The 15,594-nt window shown below is 70.1% G+C and carries 14 protein-coding genes; 1 reads left to right on the plus strand and 13 read right to left on the minus strand.

Going from position 1 to position 15,594, the window contains the following annotated elements; genetic code table 11:
• Positions 1–67: 67 nt before the first annotated feature.
• From A5700_RS20035 to A5700_RS20070, 8 genes are all read right to left on the minus strand, one after another.
• A complete protein-coding gene (locus A5700_RS20035; protein ID WP_082960563.1) occupies positions 68–3,367 on the minus strand; it encodes an arabinosyltransferase domain-containing protein in 3,300 nt (1,099 codons plus the stop codon).
• Positions 3,364–5,244 carry a galactan 5-O-arabinofuranosyltransferase gene (locus A5700_RS20040; protein WP_068071892.1) on the minus strand — a complete coding sequence of 627 codons (1,881 nt, stop codon included), beginning with the start codon at positions 5,242–5,244 and terminating at the stop codon, positions 3,364–3,366. The genes A5700_RS20035 and A5700_RS20040 overlap by 4 nt, the downstream gene beginning before the upstream one ends.
• A 2-nt stretch (positions 5,245–5,246) precedes the next feature.
• The gene (locus tag A5700_RS20045; RefSeq protein WP_068071894.1) at positions 5,247–6,011 is read right to left on the minus strand and encodes a decaprenylphospho-beta-D-erythro-pentofuranosid-2-ulose 2-reductase; all 765 of its coding nucleotides are present in this window, start codon (positions 6,009–6,011) and stop codon (positions 5,247–5,249) included.
• A gap of 11 nt (positions 6,012–6,022) precedes the next feature.
• Complete coding sequence (locus tag A5700_RS20050) at positions 6,023–7,411, minus strand: FAD-binding oxidoreductase (RefSeq protein ID WP_068071896.1); 1,389 nt, start codon at positions 7,409–7,411, stop codon at positions 6,023–6,025.
• A 33-nt stretch (positions 7,412–7,444) separates the two neighbouring features.
• Complete coding sequence (locus A5700_RS20055) at positions 7,445–7,810, minus strand: GtrA family protein (protein WP_156671323.1); 366 nt, start codon at positions 7,808–7,810, stop codon at positions 7,445–7,447.
• A gap of 85 nt (positions 7,811–7,895) precedes the next feature.
• The gene (locus A5700_RS20060; RefSeq protein WP_068071956.1) at positions 7,896–8,387 is read right to left on the minus strand and encodes a GreA/GreB family elongation factor; all 492 of its coding nucleotides are present in this window, start codon (positions 8,385–8,387) and stop codon (positions 7,896–7,898) included.
• A 119-nt stretch (positions 8,388–8,506) separates the two neighbouring features.
• A complete protein-coding gene (locus A5700_RS20065) occupies positions 8,507–9,622 on the minus strand; it encodes a flotillin family protein (protein ID WP_068071900.1) in 1,116 nt (371 codons plus the stop codon).
• A gap of 67 nt (positions 9,623–9,689) precedes the next feature.
• Positions 9,690–9,908, minus strand: coding sequence for a hypothetical protein (locus tag A5700_RS20070; protein WP_068071902.1), 219 nt, complete (start codon positions 9,906–9,908; stop codon positions 9,690–9,692).
• Positions 9,909–10,106: 198 nt separating this feature from the next.
• Between A5700_RS20070 and A5700_RS20075 the strand changes: the two genes are divergently transcribed.
• On the plus strand, positions 10,107–10,433 hold the full coding sequence (locus A5700_RS20075) for a DUF732 domain-containing protein (RefSeq protein WP_068071904.1): 327 nt from the start codon (positions 10,107–10,109) through the stop codon (positions 10,431–10,433).
• A 16-nt stretch (positions 10,434–10,449) separates the two neighbouring features.
• Here A5700_RS20075 and A5700_RS20080 read toward each other — a convergent pair whose 3' ends face one another.
• From A5700_RS20080 to A5700_RS20100, 5 genes are all read right to left on the minus strand, one after another.
• Entirely contained in the window at positions 10,450–11,280 is an 831-nt protein-coding gene (locus tag A5700_RS20080; RefSeq protein ID WP_068071906.1) for an ABC transporter permease, read from the minus strand.
• Positions 11,277–12,191: a glycosyltransferase gene (locus tag A5700_RS20085; RefSeq protein ID WP_068071907.1), complete on the minus strand. Its 915-nt coding sequence runs from the start codon at positions 12,189–12,191 to the stop codon at positions 11,277–11,279. The genes A5700_RS20080 and A5700_RS20085 overlap by 4 nt, the downstream gene beginning before the upstream one ends.
• A complete protein-coding gene (locus A5700_RS20090; protein WP_068071909.1) occupies positions 12,184–13,023 on the minus strand; it encodes an ABC transporter ATP-binding protein in 840 nt (279 codons plus the stop codon). Before A5700_RS20090 ends, A5700_RS20085 begins: the two co-directional genes overlap by 8 nt.
• Positions 13,024–13,033: 10 nt before the next feature.
• Positions 13,034–13,480, minus strand: coding sequence for a bacterial proteasome activator family protein (locus tag A5700_RS20095; RefSeq protein WP_231973855.1), 447 nt, complete (start codon positions 13,478–13,480; stop codon positions 13,034–13,036).
• Positions 13,481–13,561: 81 nt separating this feature from the next.
• Positions 13,562–15,532, minus strand: coding sequence for a DUF6541 family protein (locus tag A5700_RS20100; protein WP_068071913.1), 1,971 nt, complete (start codon positions 15,530–15,532; stop codon positions 13,562–13,564).
• Between the last annotated feature and the right edge of the window lie 62 nt (positions 15,533–15,594).

Raw genomic sequence — 15,594 nt, forward strand, 5'->3', positions numbered from 1 at the left:
CTCGCCCGCCCCGCTTCCCGGTCCGCGCCCGGGGGCGGGGCGGGTGCGTGCGATCCGCGAGTGCCGGCTAGTGCCTGAGCGGGGCCGGGTTCCACAGCCCGCTGCGCGTGGCCGTCCCGAGCAGCAGGTGGGCCGGTTGGGCGTCGGGATAGTAGGACGTCAACCGCTGCAGCGAACCCCAGTCCCGCGACCAGTCGTCCTTGAGGTAGGTCGCCATGGTGGTGGCCTTGAGCAGCAGCTCGGTGACGCCCAGCGGGCCGCCGCCGTTGTTGTCCATCACGGGGGAGTTGGCCTCGGCGCCGAACCGGTCGGGCAGGATGCGCCACTTCGGCGCCTCGTCGACGCCGTTCTGGTGACCGAACGGCCGCTGGCAGGGAAACGCCAGCCCGACCAGCCAGTCCAGGAACACCGGGTCGGCCGAGCCCACCACGTCCTGCAGTGTGCGCAGCCGCGGGATGCGCGGCGGGGTCAGCGCGATCCAGTGCTGCGGCGCCAGGTCCTCGTCGTCGGCCACCAGACGCACCTGGGTCGCGCCCGCCGGGATGGCGGACAGCGGCAGCCGCAGATTCCGCCAGGCCGGTGACGCCCCGACGTCGAAGAACCCCAGCGAGCCGCCAGGGTGACCCGCGGCCGCCTGCGCGTCGGTGGCCCACTGCAGCTGCACCTCGCGGGGGTCGAAGCGACCGGCGGCGCTGACCACCAGCAGCGGCCTCGCCTGGTCCCGCGCCGGCAGCCGGTACCAGCCCGAGCGCAGGTGGGCGGGCAGTTGCGGCCCGGACCGCCAGCTGCCCAGCACCGGCGCGCGCGCCGGGTCCAGGTTGTAGGGCAGCTGCGCGACCGAACCGTTGATCCCCGGCGCCGGCGTGGTCCCGCCCTCGGTGCCGGCCTCGCTGCCGGTGACCACGCCGTCGTCGCTGACGAAGCTGCGGTCGCCCGGGCGTTCCATCACGGGGTCGGCGCGGACGTCGGCGGGAATTCCGTTGGGGGTGAACGCTTCCGAGAGCCCGGCGCCCAGTGCGTCGGCCGCCGAGCCCGTCACCGGGGTGAGCAGCCCTTCGTTCGGGTCCTGCTCGACCAGCACGTCCTGGGCCAGCCCACAGGTGTTGCCGGCCTTGAAACCGGCGAGCGCCTGCAGGTTGGAGCGGCCCACCGACCACGCCGGATACTGCGCCGTCATGGCCAGCGTCAACGACGCCACCTCGAAGATCACCAGCAGCCACGCGGCAATCGCCAAGGGGGACTGGACGATTCGGGCCAGCCGTTCGCCGCGGCGGGTCCGGGGTGGCCCGTTGTCGGTGGCGACGAAGTGGAACCAGGCGGCCAGCAGCAGCACCGCCACGGTCAGCCCCAGCAGCGCGGTCGCGAACGCGTAGTGCCACGCGGGGAACGAATTCGACCAGGGCACACCGAAATTCGACACATACCACCAGCCGTTGACGCTGGCGAACGACAACGCCATCAGGAACAGCACCACGGCGGCGAACATCGTGCGGTTGCGCCGGGACCGCATCGCCACGCTCGTCACGGCGACGGCGGCCAGCGCGCCCAGCGGCCCGGCCAGCCCGGCGAACACCCCGAAGTGGTGCGTCCACTTGGTGGGGGTGAACATCATCGCGACGAACGAGATGATCGTGATCCCGAGGATGCGCCGGCTGGGGCCCGCGGCCGTGCCGGGGATCCGGCCCTTGCGCAGCGACATCGCGACCGTGATCGCCAGCGCGAGAATCAGCGCCAGCACGGCGAAGCGGCGCGCGACCGAACCGTCGGGGCTCGCCATGAACAGCCGCTCGTAGCGGATGTGTTCGTCGAACCAGCTCAGGCTGGGCCCGACGGCGCGCTTGAGGGCGGTGGCCTGCATCTCGCCGGCCAGCGTCTGGTCCCGGAAGATCAGGATGATGGTGACGGTGACCGCGGCGAACAGCGGCGCCACCAGCGGCAGGGCCCCGAACCGGGTGGACCGCCGGTGCAGGATGGTCCGCAGCGGGCCGATCGCGACCAGCAGCGCGCCGATGGACGCGATGCCCGTCGGACCGGAGAACAGGGTGAGCGCACCGAGGATGCAGGCGATCGCGACCGGCAGCAGCCGGCTGGTGGCCACCGCACGCTCCACCGAGCACCAGGTCAGCAGGATGCCCAGCGCGATGATCGGTTCCGGGCGCAGGCCGTTGTTCAGCGGCAGCCAGACGGCCAGGAAGACCCCGGCGGCGGTCCAGGCGGCGGCGCGGTTGCGTTTGACGGCGTGCCCGAGGCGCGGCATCACCTCGCGGCTGATCACCCACCAGCAGGTCAGCGCCATGGCCAGGGTGGGCAGGCGCATCCAGATGCTGCTGGTGGTGACGTGCGCCCACAGCGCGAGCAGGTCGTAGTACCAGCCGAAGGGCGCCTCGGGGGTGCCGAACCAGCGGTAGTAGTTGGCCATGTAGCCGGCGTGTTCGGACACCCGGGCCATGGTGAGGATGTAGCCGTCGTCGGAGGTGTTGGCGCCGACGAACTGCCACCACACCAGCACGGCGATGACCAGCGCGTCCAGGCCGCCGACCGACCACCAGCGCGACGGCAGGAAGCGGCGGTGCCGGGTGGCCCCAGCGGTTTCGAAGGCGGTGTCCAGGACGTGCAGCGCGACCAGGGCGACGGCCGTCAACAGCACGCCTAGGACCATCGCCGCGAGCTTGAGCGGGGTGGGGTGGCTGCTGTAGCGGGTGTCGATGGTCGCCGAGAAGTTCAGCCCCTGCGGCGCGGGCCCCGCCAGGTCGGTGAAGACGCCGACGATCTGCGGCCGGAAATCGTAACCGCTCTTCTCCCCGCGCAGCGGTGACCCCGGATGCTCGGCGTTGGGCCCCTGGGTGAGGCCGACGAACTCGGCGGTGACCTTTTCGGCGTGCGCGGTGAAGGTCAGCCGTTGGCACGCCGGGCTGAGTACCTGGCTCAGCGGGGCCGTCACGACGGCGACGTTGCGGACCACCACCACCAGGAAGTCGCCGGCGCGCTGGATCAGCAGACCGCGGTCGACGGCCTTCGGGGCCTGCTTGGGCACCGTCGACAACAGCACGGTCTTCGACGCGTTCTGTGGCCCGGCCAGCCCGGCGGCGGCCTGGCAGGGCACGGTGACCGTCATCTCGGTGGCCACGTAGCCGATGAGCGGCGCCTCGACGCTGGTGAACGTGCCGCTCTGCGGCCAGTTGAGCTGGGCGGTGGTCTGGTCGACCGGCAGCACGGGCGTGACGATCGCCAGCAAGGCGCCGAGCAGACCCGCGACGGTAGCGACCAGCCGGGCGATCCGGTGGTTGCCTGCCGCGTCGTTCACGGGGGTAGATGGTAGTTCTTCGGCCGGTCGGGGCCCCGTTTGAGGCGCGGTGTCGGTGCTCATGGGCGCCCGGCCGGCTTGCGGATGGCCAACACGAACGGACCGATGCCGCGCACGTCGAACTGCGGGCCGTCAAACTCCGCGGCCCGCAGGTCGATGGTGTAGCGGCGCACGTTGGGCTGGTTGGGGTAGACGTCCTCGGCCAGCCGCAGGGTGTAGTTGTTGTCGGCGCCGCGGCGCATCAGGAACACCGTGGGCGGCGGCCAGGGGCAGGCGTCCAGGGCCTGGATCAGCTGATCGGCGCTCTTGAGGGTGGACCACTTGTTGATCTGGGCGGCCCGCAGGTCGAACTGGGCCAGCGGGTTGGCGTAGTGCGACGTCAGCCCCTGAAAGCCCCAGTAGGGGTAGTAGGACAGGAAGCTGTAGTCGGCGGTCAGCACCACGGTCTGGTCGCGGGGCCGGCCGGTGCCGCGGGTGATGGCGGCGTCGATCTCGGCGTAGAACTTCTCCGCACCCGGGGGCCGACGGTCGCCGCGCTGGCCGTTGCCGTCGGTGTCGGTGTAGGCGACGGTGAGGTCGGGCCGCAGCACGTCGGGGATGTCCTGGCTGAACGCGACGGCGGCGGCCAGGCCGACGGCGCCGGCCACCGGCAGCACCGCCCGCCGCCGCGCGGACAACGCGCGCACGGCCTCGGCGAATCCGAACGTCCCGGCCGCCACCAGCAGCACGCTCAGCGTCGGCTGCAGGCGAAACGACAGCAGGGTGGTGCGCGCCAGCGTGGTCAGCATGGACAGCAGCGACCACAGGTACACGGCGAGCACCCCGACCGCCAGTGCGCCCGCCCGCACCGACGTGCCGGCCCGCAGCACCAGCCACAGGGTGCCGATCAAACAGGCGGCGCCCAGCAGCGAGAACTGCAGCATCGGGAAGGTCAGCACGGCGCCGTCGGCGGGCAGGTAGTGGTTGGCGCTGCCGGTGTTGCTGATCGGGCTGTGCAGCGCGCGCAGCACGAAAGGCAGCCAGGTGGTGGCGCCGATGGCCACCGCGATGACGGCGATGACGGCCAGCCGGCGCAGCGGGTCCAGGGCGGCCCGTGGCCCGTCGCGGCGCCACCGCGCCCCGGCCAGCAGCGCCGCCATCAGCGCGAAGGCGAACGCGCTGAAGCCCAGCAGCAGCGTGTACCAGGTGGCCGCGAAGCCCAGGAACAGCCCGGCACCGAGGACCGCGGCCCAGCCGCCGCGCCCACCGGCGCGCAGACCTGACCAGGCCAGCACCAGTACCGGCGGCAGCAGCACGGTGAGCATCGCTGAGTAGGGCTCGGGCGAGCCGTAGGCCAGCGTCACCGCGGCCGTCGCCGCGGTCACCAGCAGCGCGTACTCGAACCGGATCAGCCGCCACCAGAGCACCAGGGCGACGGCGACCGCGATGGTGATCGAGGTGATTGCCCACGGCTTGCAGATCGCCCACGCCGGCGTCCCGGTGAGCGCCGCGACGCGGCCGCCGATCCAGAACCAGCCCGGCGGGTAGTACGGCGGCAGCCCGAGGTAGGTCATGTCCCGCAGCGCGGCGCTGTCGGCGAGCCGGGTCAGGTACTCGGTGCGGAACTGCTGGTCGACGGAGATGCCGAACAGGTAGAGCTTGGTGGCCCCCAACGGCATACCGAGGGTGACGACCGGGAAGGCGGACAGGAACACCAACGCGGCCAGCTGGGCGAGCAGCCGGCCCCGGGGCCGCGCGGAGCGCCGCCACAGCCAGGCCGCCGCGACCAGCCCGGCCAGGCAGCCGACCTGCCCGACGGTGGTCAGGGCGTGTAGCTGGTTCGACGACGGGAACGCCGGCCACTGCACGCGCGAGATGGCGGTCAGCGACACCGCCGCGACAGCGACGGAGACCGCCACCGCCAGCGCCATCTGGCCGAGGGTGGCCAGCGCGTTGCGCATCGTCAGATGGGCAGCTTGCGGAACACCGGCCGGGGGACGTGTCGCAACACCATCATCACGTACCGGAACGCTGCTGGGGCCCAAACCAAGTCCTTACCTTTGGCGGCCGCGGTCACCGCGAGGTTGGCGACGTACTCCTTGTCGACGGTCAACGGCGCTTCCTTGATGTGCGCGCTCATCCGGGTCCGCACCTGGCCCGGCCGGATCACCAACACGCGAACCCCGTACTCGCGCAACGCTTCCCCGAGTCCCAGGTAAAAGCCGTCCAGCCCGGCCTTGGTGGAGCCGTAGACGAAGTTCGAGCGCCGCACCCGCTCGCCGGCCACGGTGCTCATCGCGATGATCTGGCCGAACCCCTGCGCGCGCATCTTCTCGCCCAGCAGTACCCCCACCGACACCGCCGCGGTGTAGTTGATCTCGGCGATCTGCACGGCCTTGCGCTGGTTCTGCCACAGCTCCTCGGCGTCCCCGAGCAGCCCGAACGCCACGATCGCCACGTCGACGTCGCCGCCGGCGAACGCCTGCTCGATCGTCGCCGGGTGGCTGTCGGCGTCGGTGGCCTCGAAGTCGATCAGCTCCACCGAGCGCGCGCCCGCCGCCTTCATCTGCGCCACCGCGGCGTCGCGGCCCGGGTCACCGGGCATGGCCGCGAGCACGATGCGGGCGTGCGCGTTCTGCAGGTAACGCTCGCAGATGGCCAGCCCGATCTCGGAGGTGCCACCGAGCAGCAGGATGGTCTGCGGATTTCCCACGGCGTCTAAAACCATTGGCGCACCATCTAGAGCAGCTCCAAACGTCGGGCCATGTCGGAGGCGAACACCCCCGTCGGATCCACCTTGCGGCGCACCGCGATCCATTCGTCGATGCGCGGATACATGGCGTGGAAGGTTTCGGCGGTGGTCCGATTGTCCTTGCCGGTGTAGAGCCGGCCGCCGAATTCCAGCACCCGGCGGTCGAGTCCGTTGAGGAACTCGTTGAGGCCGGGCTTGATCGGGAAGTCGACGCAGACGTTCCAGCCGGGGATCGGAAAGCTCAGCGGCGCTTGGTTTCCCGGGCCGAACAGCTTGAACACGTTGAGGAACGAGTAGTGCCCGGACCGCTGGATGTCGTAGATGATGCCCTTGAATTCGTCGACGGCCTCGGTGGGGACGACGAACTGGTATTGCCCGAAACCGGCCGAGCCGTAGGCGCGGTTCCATTCGCCGAACATGTCCAGCGGGTGATAGAACTGCGTCAGGTTCTGCGCCTTGCCGCGGTAGCTGCCCGACTTGCGGTACCACAGTTCGCCGATCGGGCCGAAGGTGTACTTGTTGGCCAGCCCGTTCGGGAAGATGTCGGGGAACGTCAGTAGTTGCGGCGCATCGAATTTCAGCGGATTCTTCTGCAGCTTCTTGGGTAGCTGGTCCACCTTCGCCAGCGACCCGCGCGAGATCGCCGCGCGGCCCAGCTTCGGCGGCGCGCTGATCGCGTCGAACCAGGCCGACGAGTAGGTGTAGTTCGCCTCGCTGCCGTCGCTGTGGAAGGCGATGGTCTCGTCGAGCGTGTGCGTGACGTCGCCGTCGGCGATGAAATACGCGGTCTCCGTCGGCGTCATCTCGAGCCGCACCCGCAGGATGATTCCGGTCAGTCCGTTGCCGCCGACGGTGGCCCAAAACAGCTCGGCCTCGTCGCCGTCCGGGGTCAGGTGGCGCACTCGCCCGTCGGCGGTCAGCAGCTCCATCGACCGGACGTGGTTGCCGAAGCTGCCGGCGCTGTGATGGTTCTTGCCGTGGATGTCGGACCCGATCGCACCGCCGATGGTGACCTGCCGGGTGCCGGGCAGCACCGGCACCCACAGCCCCAGCGGCAGCGCGGCCCGCATCAGCTGGTCCAAGTTCACGCCGGCGTCCAGGTCGGCGACGCGGCTGTCGGCGTCGAGCGAGTGGATGCGGTTGAGCGCCGTCATGTCGACGACCAGGCCGCCGCCGTTCTGGGCGTTGTCGCCGTAGGACCGGCCGAGCCCCCGGGCGATGACGCCTCGCCCGTTGGCGGCGCCGCCGGCGTCGGCGGCGTGCGCCACCGCGGCGGCGATGACCTCGGGGTCCGGCGTGGACAGCACGCGCGCCACCGAGGGCGCGGTGCGGCTCCACCCGGTCAGCCGCCGGGTCTCGGGAAACGTTGCGAACATCAGTGAAAGAGGGTACCGCCTGGGGCGGACCGCTCAGCGCATGCGGAAGATCACGGTTCGCTGGACGACGAAGTTGATCACCGTCGCGGTGCCCTGCGCGACGACGAACGCGACCGGGATCGCCCAGCCGCGGTAGTGCAGCAGCGCCAGGCACAGGTGGTTGAGCCCGACCTGCACGGCGAAGGTGACGGCGTACAGGGCCATCACCGCCAGGAAGCGGGCGGTGCTGGGGGCCGCCTGGAAGGTCCACCGGCGGTTGATCAGGTAGGCGGTGATGGTGCCGACGATGAAGCTGAGCGCCTTCGACACGTCCACCTGCACGCCCGCCGCCTGATACAGCAGGAGGTAGAGGCCGAAGTCCACGACGCCGGCCAGGCCGCCGGTGGCGACGAACCGCAACACCTGCGTGGTCAGCGCGACCGGCGGGTGGTTCAGCGCGTTCGGCGGGGCGGGATCGGGCGGTGGGGCGACCATCCCGCGAAGTCTAGGCGGGGCCGTCGGCGGGCAGTGTGATCGCGATGACCTCGACCTGCGTTTCGCCGCCCGGCGTCGGATAGGACACCGTGTCGCCCGGTGACCGGCCGGCGAGGGCCTTGGCGAGCGGACTGCGCGCGGTCAGCGTCTCGGTCTCCCGGCCCGCCGGGGCCTCCTCGACGATCGAGATGACGTGCATGGTGACCACCTCGCCGTCGGCGAAGCGCAGCGTGACCTCGGTGCCGCCGGGCAGCGTGGCCGGCTCCTGCACGGGCGCCGCCCCGCCCCGCAACCGGCGATCCAGCTCGTTGATGCGGTCGGTGAGGACCACCAACTCCTCGGCGCGCTGGATGGCCTCGGCCGCGTCGCCGTGGTCGCCCACCATGCCGCGGTCGCTCCTGACCTCGACCTGCAGCCGGTCGCGCCGCTGCCGTAGCCGGTCCAACTCCGCGGCGAGGTTGCCGCGCGCCGCGTCGGCGGCCGAGGGGGCCTTCTCCGTCACGTCGGTGAACCTTTCGCCGCAGTCCGCCCGGGTGGCGTTCAGTGTGACACCAGCGACGGGCGGGCCGCCACTGTTAGCGAGCACCAGGCGGTCGGCAGGTGATTCAGTGCGCCGCCCCTTCAGTTGGTGGCGATCGGCGCCGAGCCGTCCTCGTCGTAGTAGTCGACGACGCTGTTACGCAGGGTGTCGAAGATCGCCACGCCCTGCGCCACCAGCCCGCTGGCCACCTCGGTCAGCCCGTCGGCGCCGTTGAGGACCGTGACGTTCGCGTTGGCCAGGCCGCGCGCGGCCTTCTCCACGATCTCCGGCAGCTGGTCGATCAGCGCCTTGTCCAGCGCCACCCGGTTGTGCGACGCGGCGGCCTCGGCGAGGATCTTCATCTTCTCCGCGTCGGCGACGGCCAGGATGCGGACCCGCTCGGCGTCGGCCTCGGCGGGCTTGACCACCTCGGCGACCAGCTCCTGCTGGCGTAGCTCGGCGGCCCGCTGGGCCAGTTCGGTGCGCATCTGCAGCACCTCGCGCTGGGCCTGGGCCTCGGCGAGCGGCCCGGCCTGGGCCGCCTGGGCCTGGGCCTTGTCCACCTCGGCCTTGTACTGCGCCTTGACGATGGCGGTCTCGCGGGCGAACTCGGCCTGCTTGCGCTGCGATTCCTGCTCGGCCTCGGCCGCCGCCTGGTTGGCCTGCGCCTGGGCGATCTGCGCCTGCTGCTGGATGGCGGCGTTGTGCGGCGCCGCCATCGCGTTGATGTAGCCCAGCCCGCCGTCGTCGATCGACTGGATCTGCAGGGCGTCGACGGCCAGGCCGATGCGGGCCATCTCTTCCTTGGACCCGTCGAGCACCTCGGTGGCCAACTTCTGGCGCTCCCGAATGATCTGCTCGACGGTCATCGAGCCGATGATCGAGCGCAGGTGGCCGGCGAAGATCCGTCCGGTCAGCACCGACATCTGGTCCTGGTCGGACAGGAACCGCTGCCCCGCGCTGATGATGCTCTCGGTGTCGTTGGCCACCTTGAACGCGATCACGGCGCGCACGTTGAGCGTGATGCCCTGCTGGGTGACGCACTTCTCGGCGACCTCGGCCTCGCACATGGCCAGCGTGAGGAACGAGGCCTTCCGGAAGAACGGCAGGATGAACGCGCCGTGGCCGGTGACGACGCGGAACGGGGCGTCGGGCTTGGCCCGCCCACCGGAGATGAGCATGGCCTCGTCGGGATCGGGCACCTTGTAACCGAGCATCTTCGACTCCTTCTTTGTGTCGCTGGTGTATCGCGGGCGCTCCGGGTCGTCAATTCAGACCGTCAATTCAGGCCGGGTCCCGGCGCCAGGGCTCGACGACGACCGTCCGGGCGCCCCGAATGTCGACGATCAGCACCGCGGAGCCCTTGGCCAGGGGTTCGCTGGACCACGCCAGGAAGGTCTCCTTGGCCCCCCGCACGGTCACCAGCACCTCACCGGCGCCGCGGTCGCCGCGGGTCGCCACGGTCAAGGTGCCGACACAGCCGATGGCCGAGGCGTCGCTCACGATCGCATCCTGCTCCTTCCGGCGGTGTGCCGTCGAGTTTCGCGCGGTTTACTTTTCGGTTGCTGATCCGCTGAGGGAAAAGACGCACGGCCGACGTTCGGCTAGCGTTGACGTGTAGATATGCACAGGTGTGAACGTAAGCCGAGACCAGTCCGCGCGCCGAAGACCCGGCGCCGCGGAAGGTGGTCGCGGGCCGGCGTGGTCGCCTCCGCCGCGGCGGTGCTGTGCGCGGCGCCGGCGGCGGCGGACCCCACCGACGATTCGTTCCTGTCGGCTCTGACCAACTACGGGATCGTCATCGGCGGTGACAACGACCCGATCGCGATGGCCCGCGCCGTATGCGACGGCCTGGACAAGAATCAGAAGGCGAGCTTTCTGGCGCTCAAGGTCAAGAGGGAGGCGAACCTGACGGCGAAGCAGTCCGGCTTCTTCGTCGGCGCCTCGGTGTCGGCCTACTGCCCCCAGTACCGGGACCAGGTCGACGGATCGTTGGACTGGCTGAACCCCGGCCCGCCACTGATGTGAGCTGGTCAGAGCCGGATCAGACCCAGTACGGCACCCGGGCGCGGTATTGGCGCATCGCGAACGCGGCGAGCACCCATCCCACGGCGGTGAGCGCCAGCACGACCAGCCAGTGCCGCAGCTCCTGGTGCGCCCCCAGCAGCGGGGCGCGCACGATGTCGAGGTAGTGCAGCAGCGGGTTGAGCTCGACGATGCTGGCCCACCGGCCGGCGCCCTGCTGGTGCAGCGTCTCGTCGTTCCAGATGATCGGCGTCATGAAGAACAGCAGCTGCACCACCGAGAACAGCAGCGGGCCGATGTCGCGGTAGCGGGTCGCCAGGATGCCGAAACACAGTGACACCCAGACGCAGTTGAGCACGATCAGCCCCAGCGCGGGCAACACGGCGAGGTCCGCCCACGACCACGGCTTGGGGAAGATGACCGCGACCACCGCGTAGATCACGATGTTGTGCGCGAACAGGATGAGCTGCCGCCACACCAGCCGGTACACGTGCACGGACAGCGGCGTCGGCAGCTGCTTGATCAACCCCTCGTTGGCGACGAACACGTCGGCGCCCTCCAGGATGGAGGCGTTGATCAGATTCCAGATGATCAACCCCAGCGTCACGTAGGGCAGGTGCACCGACAGTTCGAGGTGGAACAGCTTGGAGTACAGGCCGCCCATCGCGACAGCCGTGGTGCCGGTGGCGATCGTGATCCAGAACGGGCCCAGCACCGAACGCCGGTAGCGCTGCTTGATGTCCTGCCAGCCCAGGTGCAGCCACAGTTCGCGGCGGTGGAAGCCCGCGGTCAGGTCGCCGCGGGCCCGGGCGAAGGTCCGCGATTGCGTGGCCGCGTCGATGAAGGTCATGGCGCTCCTCCCGGCCTGCTGAACTGCTCGCGACGCCCCAACCGGCGCAACCGAATCCACTCCCGCAGGCCCGCGGGGTCGCGGCGCGTCACCAGGAAGAACCAACCGAACCGCACCCATTCCTGAACCACCAGCTTGCGCAGCCCCGGCTGGGCCAGCAGGTAGCCCCGGTTGCGGTAGGTGTAGAACCGCTTGGTGGCGTTGTCCGGATACTGGGTGTGCATCCGGCCGCCCAGGATGGGCCGGAACTCGTCGGATCCGCACGGGTGCAGGTAGACCGCGTCCAGACAGGTTCCGAACGGCAGGCCGGACCGCACCAGCCGGCGGTGCACCTCCACCTCGTCGCCGCGGATGAACAGCCGCAGGTCGGGGACGCCGACCGCCTCCAGGGTAGCCGCCCGAAACAGCGCGCCGTTGAACAGCGACGCGATGCCGGGCAGCAGATCTTGCTCGGCGTCGGTGCGCAATTCGCTTGCGCGCCTGCGCCATACCAGGCCGCGGCGTAGCGGAAACGCCAACCGCTCCGGGTCGTCGGCGTTGCACACCATCGGCGACACCTCCGCCAGGCCGTGCCGGGCGGCGCTGTCCAGCAGCGTGCCGAGCACCTCGGAATCCTGTGGCCGCCCGTCGTCGTCGGCCAGCCACACCCAGTCCGCGCCCCGCGCCAGCGCGTGCAGCATGCCGAGGGCGAATCCACCCGCGCCGCCGAGGTTGCGCCGCGAGGCCAGGTAAGTGGTCGGAACCGGTTGTGCCGCAACAAGTTCGCCGATGCTGCCGTCGGCGGGTCCGTCGTTGTCCACGACGATGAGGTGGTCGGGCAGCCGGGTCTGGCTGGTCACCGCGCCCAGGGACTTCGCGAGCTCGTCGGGCCGCCGATGGGTCACGACGACGGCGATGACGGTGTCACTCATCCACGGAAGCTCTTTGCGCGAGCGGTGTTTCGTCCCGGTCCTGCAGGCGCGTCTCTTCGAGCACCTCGCGGACGTGCCGCGCCGCATCCTCGCCCTCGTAGGCGCGCACCACGTCCTCGATGTCGCCGGCCATCCGGATCGTCCCGTGGTCGATCCACATGGCGGTCTTGCACAGGCGGGCCAGGAATTCGTTGGAGTGGCTGGCGAACACCAGGATCCCGGAACGCTCCACCAGGCTCTGCAGCCGCGACTGCGCCTTCTTCAGGAAGTCGGCGTCCACCGCGCCGATGCCCTCGTCGAGCAGCAGGATCTCCGGGTCGATGCTGGTGACGACGCCCATCGCGAGCCGCACCCGCATGCCGGTGGAGTAGGTGCGCAGCGGCATCGACAGGTAGTCGCCCAGCTCGGTGAATTCGGCGATCTCGTCGACCTTGGCCAGCATCTGCTTGCGCGTCTGCCCCAGGAACAGGCCGCGGATGATGATGTTCTCGTAGCCGGAGATCTCCGGGTCCATGCCGATCCCCAGGTCGAAGACGGGGGCCACCCGGCCGGTGACCTTCGCCCACCCGCGCGTCGGCTCGTAGATGCCCGACAGCAGCCGCAGCAACGTCGATTTGCCCGCGCCGTTGTGGCCGACCAGCCCGACCCGGTCGCCCAGTTCCAGGGACAAGGTGATGTCGCGCAGGGCCTCGATGACGACGACGTTGGAGTCGTTGCGCCCGATCGTGCCGCCCGCCTTCCCCAGGAAAGCCTTCTTCAGCGAGCGCGACTTGGCGTCGAAGATGGGGAACTCCACCCACGCGTTGTGCGTCTCGATATGTGGACCGGGCACGTCGGTCGGTTCAGAGGTACTGGCCGTGGCCGGGCGCGCCGGGCTTGCCGATGCCGGGGGGCAGCGCGCCCTGCCGCATCTTCTCCAGCTGGGCGCGAGCGGCCATCTGCTGGGCGAACAGCGCGGTCTGGATGCCGTGGAACAACCCCTCGAGCCAGCCGACCAGCTGCGCCTGGGCGATCCGGAGCTCGGCATCCGACGGCGCGCTGTTCTCGTTGAAGGGCAGGGTGAGGCGGTCGAGTTCGTCGCGTAGCTCGGGTGCCAACCCCTCCTCGAGCTCGCGGATGCTGGTCGCGTGGATCTCGCGCAGCCGGTTGCGGCTCGCCTCGTCCAGCGGTGCGGCGCGGACCTCCTCGAGCAGCTGCTTGATCATGGTCCCGATGCGCATCACCTTCGCCGGCTGCTCGACCAGGTCGGTCAGGGAGCGCTCGTCGGAGTCGTCCTCGGAGATCGCCATGATCCGCGGATCGACGCCGCCGATGACCTCGACGCCGTCATCGTCGCTGCGGGTACTCAATTCCTCACCATCCTTCGCGGATCAGGGGCGGGGCGCCGCGCCGATTCCGCGCCACTCGTAGATTTTGGCTCCGCCGTTGTCGTAGATCAGGGCCCACGACTTCGACTTATCCAGTGACACTAGTCCTTCCGGTACCGCGAAACCCCGAACCGTCGGCGCGCTGGTGTAGATGTACCGGATATTGAGCGCCTTAATCGCCTCGACGACGCGCGGATCGGAATCACCCCGCCGGGCGAAGGCCCAGAAGATGTAGCGGTTGGGGCCGGGGCCCATTTGCTGCGGGTAATCGTAGTGGGTCCACAGCGGGTGCAGATCGGCGACGGCGTACATCCAGGCGGTGCCGTCGGTGTTGGCGTTGCCGATCGTGGTGGTGTGGGCGCCGGGCAGCGTGGCCAGGTACGCCATCGCCATCAGGTCGCGCTGGTCGATGATCACCGAGTCGTACTTGTCGCCCATCAACACCAGGTGGCGGTAGAGGTAGTGCCGGCCGGTCAGGACGGTGGTGAGCACCAGCAGGATCGCCGTGGCCGACGCCCACACCGGCGCGGGCAGGGGCCTGCGTCGGCTGACGACGCGCTTGGCGCCGGCCACCACCGCCGTGACGAGGGCGAACACCGCGACCCCGGCCATCGGTTCGAGCAGCAGGGCGATGGCGGCGGAGATCCGCCGCGGGTCTTTGTAGAAGAACTCCCCGAACACCCCCGCCACCGCGCCGATCGGCCCGCCGAGCGGATTGCCGGCGTCGACGTCCACGATCACCAGCAGCAGCCACACCGTCAGCGGCCACCAGATCCGCTTCACCAGGAAGATCAGGCCCCCGACGGCCGTGACCGCCATCAGCCCGTACTGCACCGGGAAGTCGTTGAGGTGGCGGGAGTGCTGCATCACGGCGTCGAAGATGCCGCGCTTTTTGCTCAGGTGGGTGAGGAACGAGTGGCCCGCGATGATGTCTTCCTGCTGGCGCACGCTGATGAATTGCGGCAACAGGATCAACCCGGCGGTGATCGCGACGATCGCCAATGGGATGACGTCGGCCAGCCTGCCGCGGACCGGGTGCCGCAGCGCGTCCAGCAGCCACCAGGCCGCCAGCAGCAACAAGACGATCGCGCCGCCGGTGATGTGCACCGACATCACGCCGACCAGCGCCAGCACCGCCGCCGGGATGCGGTCGCGGTGCCCCAACGTGGAGGTGATCAGGACGAACGTCGGGACGGCGACCCCGTAGGAAGCCAGGTTGGGCATCGCCGCGACGCCGAACTCGACGTAGGGCACCGCGGTGAACGACGCCGACAGCGCGGCGGCGGTGGCCGCCGCCCCCGCGGTGCGCCATTCGCAGGCGAGGGGACGCAGCAGGCGCCAGGTCAACACGGCCGCGCTCGACGGGAACAGCCACACCGACGCCGCCACCGCGTTGAGGGTGTAACCGGTGGTCGGCGCCGCGCCGGTGAGCTGACAGAACACCGCGGTCAGCGCGTGGAAGACGGACGGGTAGTAGAGCAGCTGGTGGGTCTCGACGTTGCGCAGCTCGCCCATGTGCGTCGAGGAGGCCTGGCCGGTGTCCAGGATGAAGCGCACCTCGTTGGCGTGCCACACCGCGTCCCAGGTGCTCGGGATCGTCTGCCAGTGCGTCAACCCCCGATAGGCCGCCCACATGGTGAGCAGGGCGCCCAGCAGGACCCCGGCCGCCACCGTGATCGCGGGCCCGCGACCGGCCCCCCGGGACTCCGCGTCGGTGTCGCGGAACCGCGACAGCAGCAGCTGCAGCACCGTCATCACCAGGCACACCGCGGCCAGCGCGGCCAGCGCGGTCCAGCCGTTCCAGGGGATTCCGAGGGCACCGAACGGGATGATGGCCAGGGCCACGACGCCGTAGGTCAGCGCCGGGCCCACCGCGATAGCGGTCGGCCACGAAAGCTGGGTGATACGTGCGATGGTCGTCCCTGGCGCTATCAGCAAAAACAACGCGATCAGCGTTCCGAACCACAGCCCCACTCGACTAGTATGGCTGGCCGGGAGCCCTGGCTTGGGAGGCCACCGACTGGCCGGAATCTCCG

The sequence above is a fragment of the Mycobacterium sp. E1214 genome, from assembly GCF_001666755.1.
GTDB lineage: Bacteria > Actinomycetota > Actinomycetes > Mycobacteriales > Mycobacteriaceae > Mycobacterium.

Excerpts from the sequence above, each read along its gene's own strand:
- A5700_RS20040 (WP_068071892.1), bottom strand. The coding sequence starts at position 5,244 with ATGCGCAACGCGCTGGCCACCCTCGGCCAGATGGCGCTGGCGGTGGCG.
- A5700_RS20035 (WP_082960563.1), bottom strand. The coding sequence starts at position 3,367 with ATGAGCACCGACACCGCGCCTCAAACGGGGCCCCGACCGGCCGAAGAA.
- A5700_RS20085 (WP_068071907.1), bottom strand. The coding sequence starts at position 12,191 with ATGAGTGACACCGTCATCGCCGTCGTCGTGACCCATCGGCGGCCCGAC.
- A5700_RS20065 (WP_068071900.1), bottom strand. The coding sequence starts at position 9,622 with ATGCTCGGTTACAAGGTGCCCGATCCCGACGAGGCCATGCTCATCTCC.
- A5700_RS20050 (WP_068071896.1), bottom strand. The coding sequence starts at position 7,411 with ATGTTCGCAACGTTTCCCGAGACCCGGCGGCTGACCGGGTGGAGCCGC.
- A5700_RS20045 (WP_068071894.1), bottom strand. The coding sequence starts at position 6,011 with ATGGTTTTAGACGCCGTGGGAAATCCGCAGACCATCCTGCTGCTCGGT.
- A5700_RS20095 (WP_231973855.1), bottom strand. The coding sequence starts at position 13,480 with ATGGCGATCTCCGAGGACGACTCCGACGAGCGCTCCCTGACCGACCTG.
- A5700_RS20080 (WP_068071906.1), bottom strand. The coding sequence starts at position 11,280 with ATGACCTTCATCGACGCGGCCACGCAATCGCGGACCTTCGCCCGGGCC.